Origin of the sequence: Streptomyces sp. 4F14 (assembly GCF_048159485.1) — a bacterium.
Lineage (GTDB): Bacteria > Actinomycetota > Actinomycetes > Streptomycetales > Streptomycetaceae > Streptomyces.
In genome coordinates, this window is sequence record NZ_JBLRVY010000041.1 from 16,039 (window position 1) to 30,354 (window position 14,316).

Sequence of the window (14,316 nt, forward strand, 5' to 3'; positions counted from 1 at the left end):
CACCTCTACGACTCCGGGAGACCGCCCATGCTGCGCGACGACGAACTGCTCGCCCTGGACGCCCACTGGCGGGCCGCCAACTACCTCGCGGCCGGCCAGATCTACCTGATGGCCAACCCACTGCTCACCGAACCCCTCAAGCCCGAGCACATCAAACCCCGCCTCCTCGGCCACTGGGGCACCTCCCCCGGACTCACCCTCGTGTACACGCACCTCAACCGGGTCATCAAGGCGCGCGGTCTGGACGCCCTGTGCGTGTGGGGGCCGGGCCACGGCGGGCCCGCGGTCCTGGCCGGATCGTGGCTGGACGGCAGCTACACCGACACCTACCCCGACGTGTCGCGGGACGCGGCCGGCATGGAACGGCTGTTCAGGCAGTTCTCCTTCCCCGGCGGCGTCCCCAGCCACGTCGCCCCCGAGACACCGGGCTCCATCCACGAGGGCGGCGAGCTGGGCTACTCCCTCGCACACGCCTACGGCGCCGCCTTCGACAACCCCGGTCTGCTGGTCGCCTGCGTGATCGGCGACGGCGAGGCCGAGACGGGTCCGCTGGCCGCGTCCTGGCACGCGAACAAGTTCCTCGACCCCGTGCACGACGGCGCGGTCCTGCCGGTCCTGCACCTCAACGGCTACAAGATCGCCAACCCGACAGTGCTGTCCCGCCTCCCCGAGCCCGAACTCGACGAACTCCTGCGCGGATACGGCCACGAGCCCCTGTACGTGTCCGGCCACGACCCGGCGCAGGTCCACCACGCGCTCGCCGAGGCCATGGACCGGGCCCTCGACCTGATCGCCGTCATGCAGAGCACCGCCCGCGAGGACGGCGTCGCCGAACGCGTCCACTGGCCGATGATCGTCCTGCGCACCCCGAAGGGCTGGACCGGGCCGGCGGAGGTGGACGGCGAGCCCGTCGAGGGCACCTGGCGCGCGCACCAGGTCCCCCTCACCCAGGTCCGCGAAAACCCGGACCACCTACGGCAACTGGAGGCGTGGCTGCGCTCCTACCGGCCCGAGGAACTCTTCGGCCCCGACGGACGTCCCACCGCCGACGTGCTGGCCTGCGTCCCCGAGGGCACCCGACGCCTCGGCGCAACCCCGCACGCCAACGGCGGCCTCCTCGTCCACGAACTCCCCCTCAAGGACCTCGACCTGTTCGCCGTCCCCGTCGACAAGCCGGGCACGTCCCTGCACGAACCCACCCGCGTGCTGGGCGACTTGCTCGCGCAGATCATGAAGGACACGCGGCTGCGGCGGGACTTTAGGATCGTGGGCCCCGACGAGACCGCCTCCAACCGGCTCCAGGCAGTCTTCGGCGCCAGCGGCAAGGCGTGGCAGGCCGAGCACCTGCCGGTCGACGAGCACCTCGACCGGCACGGACGCGTCCTGGAGATCCTCTCCGAACACCTCTGCCAGGGCTGGCTGGAAGGGTATCTGCTGACCGGGCGGCACGGGCTGTTCTCCTGCTACGAGGCGTTCGTGCACATCGTCGACTCGATGGTCAACCAGCACATCAAGTGGCTGCGCACCTCGCGCGAGCTGCCCTGGCGGGCACCGATCCCCTCTCTCAACTACCTGCTGACGTCGCACGTGTGGCGCCAGGACCACAACGGCTTCTCCCACCAGGACCCCGGCTTCGTCGACCACGTCCTCAACAAGAGCCCCGAGGTCGTCCGGGTCCACCTCCCGCCGGACGCCAACACCCTGCTCTGCGTGGCCGATCACGCCCTGCGCAGCCGGGACCACGTCAACGTGATCGTGGCCGGCAAGCAGCCCTGCTTCGACTGGCTGTCGATGGACGAAGCACGGGCGCACTGCGCGCGCGGCGCCGGGATCTGGGACTGGGCCGGCACGGAGAACGGCGGCGCACCGGACGTCGTCCTCGCCTGCGCGGGCGACGTCCCCACCCAAGAAGTCCTGGCCGCCGCCCAGTTGCTACGGCGTCACCTGCCCTCTCTCTCGGTGCGGGTCGTCAACGTCGTCGACATGACGCGGCTCCTGCCGCGCGAGGAACACCCGCACGGGATGAGCGACTTCGAGTACGACGGCCTCTTCACCACCGACAAACCCGTCATCTTCGCCTACCACGGCTACCCATGGCTCATCCACCGCCTCACCTACCGCCGCACCGGCCACCCCCACCTCCACGTACGCGGCTACAAGGAGTCCGGCACCACGACCACCCCCTTCGACATGGTCGTCCGCAACGACCTCGACCGCTACCGCCTCGTCATGGACGTCATCGACCGAGTCCCCGGCCTCCCGGTCCACGCGGCGTCCGTCCGCCAGGCCATGACCGACGCCCGCACCCGCCACCACGCATGGATCCGCGAACACGGCACCGACCTGCCGGAGATCACCGACTGGACCTGGGACGCCTGAACACCCCTGCCACGAGAAGGAGTTCACCGCCATGACCGTACGTGTCGGCATCAACGGCTTCGGCCGGATCGGCCGCACCTATCTGCGCGCGGCCCTGGAGCGCGGCGAGGACATCGAGGTCGTCGCCGTCAACGACGTGGCCCCCGCCGCGACCCTCGCCCATCTGCTGGAGTACGACTCGACGTTCGGGCGTCTGGGGCGGGAGGTCGGCCACGACGAGCGGTCGATCACCGTGGACGGCCACCGCATCGCCGTCACCGCCGAGCGCGACCCGGCCGCGCTGCGCTGGGCGGAACTGGGCGTGGAGCTCGTCGTCGAGTCCACCGGCCGCTTCCGCGACCGCGACTCGGCGGCTCTGCACCTGAAGGCGGGAGCCCGCGGTGTGCTGCTGTCCGCGCCGGGCAAGGGCGTGGACGCGACGCTCGTGGTGGGCGTCAACCACGACGCCTACGACCGTGAGCACGACCGCATCGTGTCGGCCGCGTCGTGCACCACGAACTGTGTCGCGCCGATGGTGAAGGTCCTCGACGACGCGTTCGGCGTCGAGCGCGGCATGCTCACCACCGTCCACGGCTACACCAACGACCAGTCCCTGATCGACGGCCCTCACAAGGACCTGCGGCGGGCCCGCTCCGCCGCCCTCAGCATCATCCCGACCGGCACGGGCGCGGCCCGCGCGGTGGGCCTGGTCCTGCCGGAGCTCGCCGGGGCCCTGGACGGGATCGCGGTGCGCGTCCCGGTGGAGGACGGCTCGCTCACCGACCTGACTGTGGTGCTGAACCGTCCGGTGACCCGGGACGAGGTCAACGACGCGTTCGAGGCGGCTGCCGAGGGCCCGCTGCGGGGTGTGCTGCGCGTCTCGCACGCCCCGATCGTCTCCCGCGACGTGATCGGCGACCCCTCGTCCTGTGTCTTCGACCCCGCCCTGACCCAGGTCAACGGCCCGTTGGCGAAGGTCTTCGGCTGGTACGACAACGAGTGGGGCTACACCAACCGGCTGCTGGACCTCACCCGCCTGATGGCCTGACCGTTCCCGAAGGAGCCCCCCGATGAAGGACGACCTGCTCGACCGCTCCCCCGCCCACGCGCTGCTCGCCGACGGCACCACCGCGTGCATCCGGCCCGTACGGCCCGGCGACCACGATCAGGTGGAAGGGCTGTACGAGGAGATGTCCCCGGAGAACCTGCGGCTGCGGTTCTTCTCGCCGAGCCGGCGCTCGGCCGCCCTGGCCGCCGACCGGGCCTGCGCGCCCGCCCGGCCGGGCTACCGGGCCCTGCTCGCCGAGGTGCGCGGGCAGGTCCTCGGCATCGCCGAGTACGACACCGGCGGCGACGGCGACCGGGCGGAGATCTCGATCGCGGTCGCCGAGGGGATACATGGCCGGGGGGTGGGGACCCTCCTGGTCGAGCACCTGGTGTGGGCGGCTCGCGCGGAGGGCGTCGCCGTGTTCACGGCCGACGCGCTGAGCGAGAACCGTGAGGTGCTGCGGCTCTTCGCCGACCTGGGCCTGCGCACCTCACGCCGGTTCGAGGGCCCGGAGGTGCGCTGCACGATCCGCCTCGACGAGGACGACGCCTACCTCGCGGCCGTCGAGGGCCGCGGGCGCCGCGCCGACGTGGCGAGCCTGCGCCCGCTGCTGCGGCCGGAGGCGGTCGCGGTCGTCGGCGCGGGGCGCACACCCGGTTCGGTGGGCCGGGCGGTCCTGCACCACCTGCACACGGGCGGTTTCACCCGCCGCCTGTTCGCCGTGAACCCGAGCGTGACCTCGATCCTCGGCGTGCCGTCGTACCCGTCCGTGAGCGTGCTGCCGAAGATCCCCGACCTGGTGGTCGTCGCGGTGCCCGCGCCGGCGGTCGCGGCGACGGCCGAGGAGTGCGGGAAGGCCGGGGTGCGGGCGCTCGTCGTGGTGTCCTCGGGCCTGGACGCCGGCCAGGCCCGGGGCCTGCTGACCGCCTGCCGGACGTACGGCATGCGGCTGGTCGGCCCCAACTGTCTCGGCATCGCCGACACCGACCCGACGCTGCGGCTGGACGCCACGTTCGCGGCGGGGCATCCGCTGCCCGGCGCCGCCGGGATCGCCGTCCAGTCCGGCGGGGTGGGGATCGCGCTGCTCGACGGGATGTCCCGGCTGGGGATCGGGGTGTCGTCGTTCGTGTCGCTCGGCGACAAGTACGACGTCAGCGGCAACGACCTGCTCCAGTGGTGGGAGGACGACGGCCGGACCCGGCTGGCGGTACTGCACCTGGAGTCCTTCGGCAATCCGCGCGCGTTCTCCCGTACGGCCCGCCGGGTCACCCGGCGCATTCCGGTGCTGACCGTGGACGCCGGGCGCACCGACGCGGGCCGGCGTGCCGCCGCCTCTCACACCGCCGCAGCGGCCACCCCGACCATGACGCGGCGGGCCCTGTTCACCCAGGCCGGGATCACGGCGACGCGTTCGGTCGGTGAACTCCTGGAGACGGCCGCCCTGTTCCACTCCCAGCCGCTGCCCGAGGGGGCGCGGGTGGCGATCGTGACGAACGCGGGCGGGGCGGGGGTGCTGGCCGCCGACGCGTGCACGGAGGCGGGTCTCGCGCTGCCGGTGCTCCCGGACGCGGTGCTGGAGGACCTGCCTCCGGGTGCCACGGCCGGGAACCCGGTCGACGCGACCGCCGCCGTGACGGAGGCTCAGCTCACCGCGTGCGTCGACCGGATCCTGACGTACGCGGGCGTCGACGCCGTGCTGGTCGCCCTGGTGCCGACGGCGGTAGCCGCCGCGACCGGCGACGACCAGGTGCGCGCCCTCACCTCGGGGCCGGGCCGGCGTACGAAGCCGGTGCTGGCCGTACGGCTGGAGCAGGACGTGCCGGTACGGCTGCTGCCCGCCGCCGGGGGCGGCGAGGTCCCGTCGTACGCCGAACCGCAGGCGGCGGCGCGGGCGTTGGCGCACGCGGCCGACCGGGCGGCGTGGCTGGAGCGGCCCGCCGGGACCGTACCGGACCTCGACGGCGTCGGCACCTCCCGCGCCCGCGACGTCGTCGGCGCCTGGTTGGTCGCACACCCCGACGGGGGCTGGCTCGACCCTCGCACCTGCGCCGATCTCCTCGCCTGCTACGGCGTGCCGCAGATCCCCTGGGCCTGGGCGCGGACGGAGGATGAGGCGGTGTGTGCGGCGGAGCGGCTGCGCGGGGCCGACGGGCGGGTCGCCCTGAAGGCCCACTGGCCGGGGCTGGTCCACAAGAGCGCCCAGGGCGCCGTCCGGCTCGATCTGCGCGGTGACACACAGGTGCGGACCGCGTTCCGCGACCTCAAGGAGCGGTTCGAGGGGCAGATGGCCGGCGTCCTGGTGCAGTCGCTCGCCGGCCGGGGCACCGAACTGTTCGCGGGTGTCGTCCAGGACGGGGTCTTCGGGCCGCTCGTCCTGTTCGGCCTCGGCGGTACGGCGACGGAGGTGCTGGCCGACCACGCGGCCCGCCTCGCCCCGCTCACCGACCACGACGTGCACGACCTGATGACATCCCCGCGCTGTGCGCCCCTGCTGTTCGACGGCCCGCTCGCCCTGGAGGACCTGGAGCAGCTCCTCCTGCGGCTGTCCCGGATGGCCTGCGACCTGCCGCAGCTCACCGAGGCCGACTTCAACCCGGTCCACGCCACGCCGGACGGCGTCAGCGTCCTCGACGCCCGGATCCGGCTGCTGCCGCACCGGGCCCACGACCCCTACCTGCGCCGACTGAGGTGAGAAGGAACAGCCATGAAGCACGACAAGGTGGGCTCCGTGATGACCGCCGACGTCGTCCACGCCGGCCGCGACACCCCGTTCAAGGAGGTCGCGCGGCTGCTCGCGCGCCACCGGATCAGCGGGCTGCCGGTGGTCGACGGCGACGACAAGGTCCTCGGGGTGGTCTCCGAGACGGACCTGATGGTGCGCCAGGCGGGATGGGAGCCGCCCCGCCTGGCCCGGCTGACCCGCGCGGCCCGGCGCCGGGCCGCCAAGGCGACGGCGCGCACGGCGGGACAGCTCATGTCCGAGCCGCCGGTCACCGTCCACGCCGAGGACACCATCGCGGAGGCCGCCCGCACCATGGCCGAACGGCGCGTCGAGCGGCTCCCGGTCCTCGACGTCGAGGACCGGCTCGTCGGCATCGTCACCCGCAGCGACCTGCTCCGGGTGTTCCTGCGGCCCGACGCGGAGATCCGCGCCGAGGTGGTCGCCGAGGTGATGGTGCGCGGCCTGCTGCTGCCCCCGTACGGCGCCGACGTCTTCGTCACGGACGGCGTGGTGACGCTGCGAGGGCAGTTGGAGCTGCGCAGCGACACGGAGATCGCCGTCGCCATGACCCGCCGGGTCGACGGCGTGGTCGACGTCGTGGACCGGCTGACGCACCGCCTGGACGACACGCACACACGCGAAGCATGGTGAGAGGGGATCGCCATGACCGTCCTGGTCGCCTACGGCACCACCAACGGGTCGACGGCACGCATCGCCGACGCGGTCGCCGCCGCCCTGCGCGAACGGGGCCTCGGCACCGAGACCCGCCCCGCCCGCTCGGTCACCGACGTGACCCGCTACGAGGCCGTCGTGGTCGGCGGCGCCCTGTACGCGGGCCGCTGGCACCGCGACGCCCGCCGCCTCGTACGGCGCCACCGCCGCGCCCTGGCCCAGCGGCCCCTGTGGCTGTTCAGCAGCGGGCCGCTCGACGCGTCGGCCACCGAACGGGACATCCCGCCCGTACGGGGCGTCCGGCGGACCATGACCTCACTGAACGCCCGCGGGCACGTCACGTTCGGCGGCTGCCTGGAGGAGGGCGCGCGGGGCTGGATCGCCGGGCGGATCCTCGCGGCCGGCAAGGGCGGGGACTTCCGGGACTTCGACGCGGTCGAGGAGTGGGCGGGGCGGATCGCCGGGGAACTCAAGAAGCGCTGACGGCGTCACCCGCCGTACGCCGGCACCACCGCGACCGGGCAGCCCGACTCGCGCAGCAAGGTCCGTACGACGACGCCGGGCGGGCCGCCGACCACGATCAGGGCGGCACGGGACCGGTGGTGCAGGAGCGCTTCGGCCGGGGTGAACAGGAGGACGTCTTCGAAGACGGGCACCTCGGGATACTTCGCCCGCCAGGGCCGCAGCGCGTGGAACAGCACCTGCACCTCGTGGTCCTCCCAGCCGGCCCGGTCCTCCTCCGGCACGCCGAAGGGCAGCGCGGCGGCCTCGGGAGGCAGCGCCCAGGCGTGTACGGCCCGCAGGCGCGCACCCCGCAGCCGGGCGCTGCCGAAGGCGAAGCCGAGGACAGCATCCGACGGTTCGCGGGCGTCGACACCGAGGACGACGTCGGTACGGCGCCGGCTGTCGGCGTACCCGTCGGGGACCAGGACCACGGGGCCGGGCACGGTGTCGAGGAGCGTCACGGCGCGGGTCTCGCCGACGGTCACGGCGGCGACGCACGCCTCGGGGGCGTCCGGCGCACGGAGGGGTAATGCACGCAGTGCGGCCTCCTGTTCCGCCCAGCGGGCGGCGGCCCGGCCGGTCTCGGAGGTGTCGGTGCGGGTGAGGACCACGACGGGTTCCATGGCTGTCCGCCTTCCGGTACGAGGAGGAGGTGGGTGTGTCCCGGGGTCTGGGCGCGGGCTCAGGGGCCGAACGTTCCCCCGCTGCCCGCGCGTCCGCGTCATCCCGTCCGGTGCCCCCATAGCGGACCGACCACGTCCCACTCCCGCCCCCAGCTGTCTATCCGGCGCCGGTCGAGCTGCCAGCGGGCGACCCGCCCCGCCCCGTACAGGGCGCCGGCGAGAGCGCAGGCGGCACCGGCGCCGAGAGTCGCCGACTCGACGGCGGACTCCAGGGCGTCCGGTGGCTCGATCGTGAGGCGGCCCTGCATGTCCTGCCAGACCACGACCGTGGCCCCGGCCCGCTGCCCGGCGTCGACCAGGGTTCGGCCGGTGCGTGCGGAGCCGTCGGGGGCGCTCCAGCGGACCACCGCGGAGTGCCGGTCGCCCGCGGTCCCGCCCAGGCCCGCGCTCTTGGGCACGTCGTCGAGGAGGACCGCCCGCACGGGGTGGCGCTGCTCCCGCTGCCGGGCGAACATCTCGTCGGCGGCGTGGGCCGTCAGCATGCCTACGACGGTGCCGGCCACGGCGATCAGCAGCCAGACGGCCAGGAGGAGCCACGCCTCGGTGATGTCGTCGGGGCGTCGCAGCGGATTGCCGCGCCACCGCCACAGCCGTTTCCTCGCGCGCCGGGTTCCACGCATCGGTCCGCACCTCCTCCGGGTCGTGACGACGCTTCGAAGGTGCCAGTCCCCGGCGGGCCTGCGCAGGGGCCGGACAGGTGGCCTCTGCGGGACGAACCGCCCTGGTGGAAGGGCCGTTCGACCCTCACCCGGCACGGCTGTGGACCGGCTCCGGGCACAGCTCGAAGGCGTCGCCGAGTCCCGCGTGCCGCAGCAGCCGTACGAAGCGGGGGCCGGGCACGGTCAGCCGCAGCCTGCCGCCGGCCGCGCGGACCCGGTTGCGGGCCCGGCACAGCAGGCCGAGCCCGCAGCAGTCGACGAAGGTCACCGGGCGCAGGTCCAGCACCACATCGGGGCGCGGGCCGGTGGTGAGGTCGTCCAGGGCGGGCCCGAGGGCTGTCACCGCCAGCAGGTCGAGTTCTCCGCAGAGGGTCACGACGGTCGTGCCGTCGGTCCGGGCCGCGCTCAGCGCCGCGGACCTCATGTCCGTGTCGTCCATGAGACAAGCCAAGCCGAGCACGCACGACGCCAGGAAGGGCCGTTCGAACCCTGCGAACTCCGTTCGAAAGGGACCGAACAGCCCAAGTGACGCCTCTCCGGCGCCGGCGGTGCGGGAGGGATGAACGATGACGCCGGTGCCTGGTGGATCCGGGGCATCGTGATCGACGCCGACAAGCGTGGCCAGAGCCTCCGGCTCACACTCTGGGTCGCAGCGTCTTCGGGTTCGACACAGGCGCGCGGACCGTACTGCCCCGCTCCTTGCGGGTGGCATGCCCCGTGCCGTCACCTACAACCGGGTCGGAAAACCTGGCAGAGCGGGAGGATCTGGCGGCTTCCCGTCGACCTCGCCGGGCCGCGGAACGTCGGGCACTCCACCCTGGGGAGATTCCGACCGAACACCCATTCCGTCATCCGGCTCGACCCTTCTCACAACAGTCCTCCGCCGCCTTGCATTTCCTGCGCGAGGACCATTCCTCCCGCCAGGGAGGTTCAATGCGTTGATTCCATCCGCGCCGGCCTCCAAACCGGCGGCCAAGAAAAGTGTATTCCGAACTCCCGGCTGACCGTCTACGCCAGGTGCGATCATGTTCACGGTCTCGCGGATCACGGTCTCGGCCGGAGTCAGCGCCTTGCGGACCATACTCATGGCCTCGGTAAACTTCGAGCCGGGGGCCGAGAGCTGTCCGATACCGTGCACAACGGCCGCAGCGCCGCCCAGCATGTGCAGCCCCGTGAATAGCTGCACAGCGCCGCACGCTATGGTCAGCAGACCGTCAAGAGCGGAAGGAGAAGCCTTCAAACCCTCTCTTTTTCTTCTCTTTTTCAGCCTCGGATTCCACTTCCTCCCTTGCGGCATCCTGCAATTCGCATAAGATCGCCCGGTATTTTTTTAAATCTTCCAGGATCAGCGAGATTGCTTCATCTTGACGGTTACGCATGACGGCCTCCTTCTGTGAGCCGTACCCCCGTCACCAGTGCCGGGACGATCCGGACCGCGTGTTCCATGGCCCGGTCCACCCAGGGGTGCAGCAGGGCGTCGTAGCGGGCGAGTTCGGTCGGGTCGGTGATCAGGTGGGCGTAGCCGGTGACGACGACGCTCCAGCCGAGGTGGGTGCGGGGGTCGATGTCGTCGGCCTCGTAGGCGACGACGACGCCCGTGCCGTTGGTGTGGGCGGTGTGCAAAGTGAGGGCGGCGTGCTCGTGGGTGCGGATGACGACGGCGCCGTCGACGAGGACGTGGTTGACCGGGCGGACTGTCGGCAGTGCGTGCCTGGTGAAGACGACACGCCCGAGGGAGACACTGCCCAGCAGCCGCAGCGCCTCGACGCTGTCGAGTTCGACGCTTCTGCGCGCAGGGGCCGGGGTGGAGCTGGAGTCGTCGGTCATGGCGGGTCTCTGTGAGAGGGCGGGGCCCGGTCGTACGGGCGGAGCGGCACCACCGGGGTGAGTGCCGCTCCTGTCCCCACTGTCCCGCCATGGGGACGCGGACGCTGGTGCCGTTGGTCCCGGATCCGGGGCCGGTCGGCCCTTCATGTCCCGGAGTCCGTGCGCCACGGGGGCGGTGTGTGCGTACGGCGGTGCGCGGCCTGTCCTGCCCGCGTCAGGACCCGGTCCTCCAGCCGGTCGGCCAGGGCCCGCGCGGTGGTCTCCTCGGCGTGGACGACGACGACCGTGCCGTCCACCAGGAGCCGGGCCGTCGCGGTCCAGGGCCGTCGTACGTGGTGGGCCGCCGCCCTCACCACGGTCAGGGCGCCCTCGGCGGGGAGGCCCAGACGTCCGCAGGCCGCGCGGAGTTTCACGAGGAGCCGGGTGACGGCCTCCTCGTCGACTTCGCCCTGGGCCCTGACCCGTACGGCTCCGTGCTCCGTCATGTGCCTCACGTCCTTCCTGTTCGTCCGCGGGTCCAGCGTCGTGCGGCGGGCGCGCGTGGGGCAGGTGCTGTCCGTCCCGGTCCGGGGGCCGGTCGGCCCTGAGGGGAGTTGGCCCGTTCTCGGTGTTCTCCGGGGTCGTCGCCCATTACCTTGAGCGTGACCGGATAGACCGGCACACGGAGATGTCGAGGAGTGCTGGTGGGAAGTCCTGAGGAGGCCCGGGTACGGCTGCCTCAACTGCGGCTGGACGAACTGCTGGACGAGCTTCAGGTACGGCTCGACGCGGCCCGGGGGACCCGGGACCGGGTGCACAGCCTCCTGGAGGCCGTCCTGTCGGTCGGCCGGGAACTGGATCTGGAGCAGGCGCTCCACTCCATCGTGGAGGCCGCGGCGGTCCTGGTGGACGCCGAGTACGCGGCGCTGGGGGTCATCGGCCCCGACGGGAAACGCCTGTCCGCGTTCCACACCGTCGGCATCAGCCCCGAGCAGATCGCCGAGATCGGCCCGTACCCGGAGGGCCACGGCATCCTGGGCGAGCTGATCCACCACCCCGAGCCGCTGCGGCTCGCGAAGATCTCCGACCACCCCGCGTCGTACGGCTTCCCCCCGCATCACCCCCCGATGAACACCTTCCTCGGCGTCCCCATCCGCGTCCGCGACCAGGTCTTCGGCAACCTGTACTTCACCGAGAAACGCGGCGGTGTCCTGTTCGACGAGGAGGACGTCTCCGTGACGTCGACGCTCGCCGTCGCGGCCGGGGTGGCGATCGACAACGCCCGCCTGTACGCGGAGTCCCGCCTGCGGGAACGCTGGCTGGGCGCGAACACGCAGATCACCCACCGGCTGATGTCGGGCGACGGGCAGGCGGAGGTGCTGGGGCTGATCGCCGGGCAGGCCCGGGACATCACGGGCTCCGCACTCGCCGTCGTCGCGATGCCGATGGAGGACACCGGGTCGTTCACGGTCGAGCTGGCGATCGGCCAGGAGGCGGACGCCCTGCGCGGTCTCGTGCTGTCCGCCGAAGGGGGTCTGGTCGGTACGGCGTTCACCCGTGGGAGTGCCGTCACCAGCGATGAGAAGCTGTCGCTCGTCCCCGCCCTCGGCCCGTCCGTGGCCGTGCCCGTCGGGACCGCCGACGACGGGGTACGCGGCGTGCTGCTGCTGGTGCGGGAATCCGGGCGGGTGCCGTTCACCGGCAAGGAGATCGAACCCCTCCAGGTGTTCGCCGCCCAGGCCGCCATCGCGATGGAGCTGGCGCAGCGGCGCCGGGACGCCGAGGAGATCGCGGTCCTCAAGGACCGCGACCGCATCGCCCGCGACCTCCACGACCTCGCGATCCAGCGGCTGTTCGCGACAGGCATGACCCTCCAGAGCGCCGGCCGCTTCATCGAGCACTCCGAAGCCTCCGAGCGGGTCCTGCGCGCGGTCGACGACCTCGACGAGACCATCAAGATCATCCGGTCGACGATCTTCGGCCTGCGCACCCGGGAAGGTACCGCCGGTACCGGGCTGCGGGCTCGCGCAGTGCGGGTGGTCGGCGAGGCGGCCCCGGCGCTCGGCTTCGCGCCGAGCGTCCGCATGGAGGGCCTGATCGACACGGACGTCCCCAAGCCGGTCGCCGACCACGCCGTGGCCGTCCTGTCCGAGGCCCTGACGAACGTCGCCCGGCACGCCCGCGCGAGTGCCTCGGAGGTCTCCTTGACCACCGACGGCCACGAGCTGGTCCTGACCGTCCGCGACGACGGCGTCGGCATCCCGGCCCAGGGCCGGCGCAGCGGGCTGCTCAACATGGAGGAGCGGGCCCGGGAGCTGGGCGGGCGGCTGGAGTGGGAGTGCCCCGACGGGGGCGGCACGACGCTCGTGTGGCGGGTCCCGGTGACCGCCGGGTAGCGCGCCGGGGCCGACCGGTCCCCCGTGAGGGACCGTCGGCTCACGGCTTCTCCGACTCTCCCCCGTCATCCTGGAATTGACGGACACAGAGAGGAGGAAGCGCATGAGCGGCATGATCGAACGGTTCCCCGGCTGGCCGGTACTGCCCGACCTGTTCGGCTGGGTCGAGGCCGGGCTTCCCGGGCTGCACGGCCCCGCAGGGCTGCACGGCATCCGCGTCGAGGAGCACCTGGCGGACGGCGGGTACGTGCTGCGCGCCGAGCTGCCGGGCGTCGACCCCGGCAAGGACGTCGAGATCACCGTCTCCGAGGGCGTGCTGACCCTGCGGGCCGAGCGCACCGAGGAGACGGGCACCCGGACCATCCCGGTGAACAGCGGCTGACCCTGGAAGCACGCAGATGCGCGGCCGGTGTGAACCGGCCGCGCGTTTCTGTCCCGAGAATCAGGGAGCCGTCGGTACGAGGCGGCAGCGGACGCCGACGACGCCCTCGACGGTCCGCGCCAGCCGCTCGGCCGTGTCCACCACGGTGCTGCCGGTCAGGGTGACGACGCCGTCGGCGACCTCGACCCCGAGCCGGCCGTCCGTGACCGGAACGATCACCCGTCGTACCTCCCCGGCGAGTTCGCCGTCCTCGCGGAGGAACACCTTCAGCAGGTCGGCGCGGCTGACGACGCCTTCGAGGAACCCTTCCCCGTCGATGACGTACAGCCGCTTGACCCGGCGGCGGGCCATGATGCGCGCGGCCTCGGGCAGGGTGGCGTCGGCGTGCACGGTCACGGCCGGCGTACTCATCGCCTCCCCGGCGGTCAGGGCGCCCGCCTTCGCCAGGTCGGCGAGGCGCTCGCGCTGGACGACCCGGTCGGGGGCACTGTCGCGGAACTCCTCCTTCGGCAGCAGGTCGGCCTCGGAGACGACGCCGATGACCCTGCCGTCGCCCTCCAGGACGGGGACGGCGGTGACCTGCCACCGTTCCATCAGGGTGACGATGTCTTTGAAACGGGTCTCCCGGCCGACGGCGACGACCGCGTGGGTCATCACGTCGCTCACGGTGTACGGGCCGGCGTCCATGGGATCCTCCGCAGTCGTGGCCTGTCCTGTCGTATCCAGCGTGCGCGGAGGTGCCGGGCGGGGGCCACGGGCCGCTCGGGCCCGGCAAGAGGCCGTCCGGCCCTGCGAGGCGGGGCCGGTGCGCGGGCCGTTCGCCTCATCTCCCCTGTGAGGCATCGGAGTTGACTGTCAGTCAAGGGAACAGCCCGGGTGAAGGAGAGTGAGGACAGTGGGCACGAGTCTCACACCGGAGTTCTGGGAGCGCTTCGCGGTCCTGCTGGCCGTGGCGATCGTGGCGACGGTCGCGCTGAGCGCGGCGCTGGACACACTCGTCGTCCGGCTGGGCCGCCGGCACCCGCGCGCCCACCGTACGGAACAGCCTTCGCCCCGGCTCTCCCGTACACCCACGCACTGCTGACG

The 14,316-nt window shown here is 72.6% G+C and carries 15 protein-coding genes; 8 read left to right on the forward strand and 7 right to left on the reverse strand.

What is annotated here, in order from left to right; genetic code table 11:
* The first annotated feature begins 27 nt into the window (after positions 1 to 27).
* The 5 genes from ACLZOT_RS44755 to ACLZOT_RS44775 are packed head-to-tail and all read left to right on the forward strand — an operon-like array spanning position 28 to position 7,283.
* Positions 28 to 2,379, forward strand: a complete 2,352-nt coding sequence (locus ACLZOT_RS44755) for a phosphoketolase (protein ID WP_416975009.1) — start codon at positions 28 to 30, stop codon at positions 2,377 to 2,379.
* A gap of 31 nt (positions 2,380 to 2,410) precedes the next feature.
* Positions 2,411 to 3,406: a type I glyceraldehyde-3-phosphate dehydrogenase gene (gene gap / locus ACLZOT_RS44760; protein ID WP_416975010.1), complete on the forward strand. Its 996-nt coding sequence runs from the start codon at positions 2,411 to 2,413 to the stop codon at positions 3,404 to 3,406.
* Between the two features lie 22 nt (positions 3,407 to 3,428).
* A complete protein-coding gene (locus ACLZOT_RS44765; protein ID WP_416975011.1) occupies positions 3,429 to 6,098 on the forward strand; it encodes a GNAT family N-acetyltransferase in 2,670 nt (889 codons plus the stop codon).
* Between the two features lie 12 nt (positions 6,099 to 6,110).
* Positions 6,111 to 6,779, forward strand: coding sequence for a CBS domain-containing protein (locus ACLZOT_RS44770; protein WP_416975012.1), 669 nt, complete (start codon positions 6,111 to 6,113; stop codon positions 6,777 to 6,779).
* 12 nt (positions 6,780 to 6,791) lie between these two features.
* Entirely contained in the window at positions 6,792 to 7,283 is a 492-nt protein-coding gene (locus ACLZOT_RS44775; RefSeq protein WP_416975013.1) for a flavodoxin domain-containing protein, read from the forward strand.
* A 5-nt stretch (positions 7,284 to 7,288) separates the two neighbouring features.
* Here the strand turns inward: ACLZOT_RS44775 and ACLZOT_RS44780 are convergent, their stop codons facing one another.
* From ACLZOT_RS44780 to ACLZOT_RS44805, 6 genes are all read right to left on the reverse strand, one after another.
* Entirely contained in the window at positions 7,289 to 7,927 is a 639-nt protein-coding gene (locus tag ACLZOT_RS44780) for a universal stress protein (RefSeq protein WP_416975014.1), read from the reverse strand.
* Between the two features lie 98 nt (positions 7,928 to 8,025).
* Positions 8,026 to 8,607 (reverse strand): hypothetical protein, encoded by a 582-nt coding sequence (locus ACLZOT_RS44785; RefSeq protein WP_416975015.1) that lies wholly within the window; start codon positions 8,605 to 8,607, stop codon positions 8,026 to 8,028.
* A gap of 124 nt (positions 8,608 to 8,731) precedes the next feature.
* Positions 8,732 to 9,085 (reverse strand): STAS domain-containing protein, encoded by a 354-nt coding sequence (locus ACLZOT_RS44790; protein ID WP_416975016.1) that lies wholly within the window; start codon positions 9,083 to 9,085, stop codon positions 8,732 to 8,734.
* Positions 9,086 to 9,860: 775 nt separating this feature from the next.
* Entirely contained in the window at positions 9,861 to 10,025 is a 165-nt protein-coding gene (locus ACLZOT_RS44795; protein WP_416975017.1) for a hypothetical protein, read from the reverse strand.
* Positions 10,018 to 10,473, reverse strand: coding sequence for a pyridoxamine 5'-phosphate oxidase family protein (locus tag ACLZOT_RS44800; protein WP_416975018.1), 456 nt, complete (start codon positions 10,471 to 10,473; stop codon positions 10,018 to 10,020). The genes ACLZOT_RS44795 and ACLZOT_RS44800 overlap by 8 nt, the downstream gene beginning before the upstream one ends.
* A 143-nt stretch (positions 10,474 to 10,616) precedes the next feature.
* A complete protein-coding gene (locus tag ACLZOT_RS44805; RefSeq protein WP_416975019.1) occupies positions 10,617 to 10,958 on the reverse strand; it encodes a hypothetical protein in 342 nt (113 codons plus the stop codon).
* 198 nt (positions 10,959 to 11,156) lie between these two features.
* Between ACLZOT_RS44805 and ACLZOT_RS44810 the strand changes: the two genes are divergently transcribed.
* Complete coding sequence (locus ACLZOT_RS44810; protein WP_416975020.1) at positions 11,157 to 12,848, forward strand: GAF domain-containing protein; 1,692 nt, start codon at positions 11,157 to 11,159, stop codon at positions 12,846 to 12,848.
* A 103-nt stretch (positions 12,849 to 12,951) separates the two neighbouring features.
* Positions 12,952 to 13,230 carry an Hsp20/alpha crystallin family protein gene (locus ACLZOT_RS44815; RefSeq protein WP_416975021.1) on the forward strand — a complete coding sequence of 93 codons (279 nt, stop codon included), beginning with the start codon at positions 12,952 to 12,954 and terminating at the stop codon, positions 13,228 to 13,230.
* A 60-nt stretch (positions 13,231 to 13,290) separates the two neighbouring features.
* Here ACLZOT_RS44815 and ACLZOT_RS44820 read toward each other — a convergent pair whose 3' ends face one another.
* Entirely contained in the window at positions 13,291 to 13,917 is a 627-nt protein-coding gene (locus tag ACLZOT_RS44820; protein WP_416975022.1) for a CBS domain-containing protein, read from the reverse strand.
* A 208-nt stretch (positions 13,918 to 14,125) separates the two neighbouring features.
* Between ACLZOT_RS44820 and ACLZOT_RS44825 the strand changes: the two genes are divergently transcribed.
* Positions 14,126 to 14,314, forward strand: a complete 189-nt coding sequence (locus ACLZOT_RS44825) for a hypothetical protein (RefSeq protein ID WP_416975023.1) — start codon at positions 14,126 to 14,128, stop codon at positions 14,312 to 14,314.
* Positions 14,315 to 14,316 lie beyond the last annotated feature (2 nt).

Bases quoted from the DNA above. Each gene is read 5' to 3' on its own strand.
- ACLZOT_RS44755 (WP_416975009.1), top strand. From the start codon at position 28: ATGCTGCGCGACGACGAACTGCTCGCCCTGGACGCCCACTGGCGGGCC.
- gap (WP_416975010.1), top strand. From the start codon at position 2,411: ATGACCGTACGTGTCGGCATCAACGGCTTCGGCCGGATCGGCCGCACC.
- ACLZOT_RS44765 (WP_416975011.1), top strand. From the start codon at position 3,429: ATGAAGGACGACCTGCTCGACCGCTCCCCCGCCCACGCGCTGCTCGCC.
- ACLZOT_RS44770 (WP_416975012.1), top strand. From the start codon at position 6,111: ATGAAGCACGACAAGGTGGGCTCCGTGATGACCGCCGACGTCGTCCAC.
- ACLZOT_RS44775 (WP_416975013.1), top strand. From the start codon at position 6,792: ATGACCGTCCTGGTCGCCTACGGCACCACCAACGGGTCGACGGCACGC.
- ACLZOT_RS44780 (WP_416975014.1), bottom strand. From the start codon at position 7,927: ATGGAACCCGTCGTGGTCCTCACCCGCACCGACACCTCCGAGACCGGC.
- ACLZOT_RS44785 (WP_416975015.1), bottom strand. From the start codon at position 8,607: ATGCGTGGAACCCGGCGCGCGAGGAAACGGCTGTGGCGGTGGCGCGGC.
- ACLZOT_RS44790 (WP_416975016.1), bottom strand. From the start codon at position 9,085: ATGGACGACACGGACATGAGGTCCGCGGCGCTGAGCGCGGCCCGGACC.
- ACLZOT_RS44795 (WP_416975017.1), bottom strand. From the start codon at position 10,025: ATGCGTAACCGTCAAGATGAAGCAATCTCGCTGATCCTGGAAGATTTA.
- ACLZOT_RS44800 (WP_416975018.1), bottom strand. From the start codon at position 10,473: ATGACCGACGACTCCAGCTCCACCCCGGCCCCTGCGCGCAGAAGCGTC.
- ACLZOT_RS44805 (WP_416975019.1), bottom strand. From the start codon at position 10,958: ATGACGGAGCACGGAGCCGTACGGGTCAGGGCCCAGGGCGAAGTCGAC.
- ACLZOT_RS44815 (WP_416975021.1), top strand. From the start codon at position 12,952: ATGAGCGGCATGATCGAACGGTTCCCCGGCTGGCCGGTACTGCCCGAC.
- ACLZOT_RS44820 (WP_416975022.1), bottom strand. From the start codon at position 13,917: ATGGACGCCGGCCCGTACACCGTGAGCGACGTGATGACCCACGCGGTC.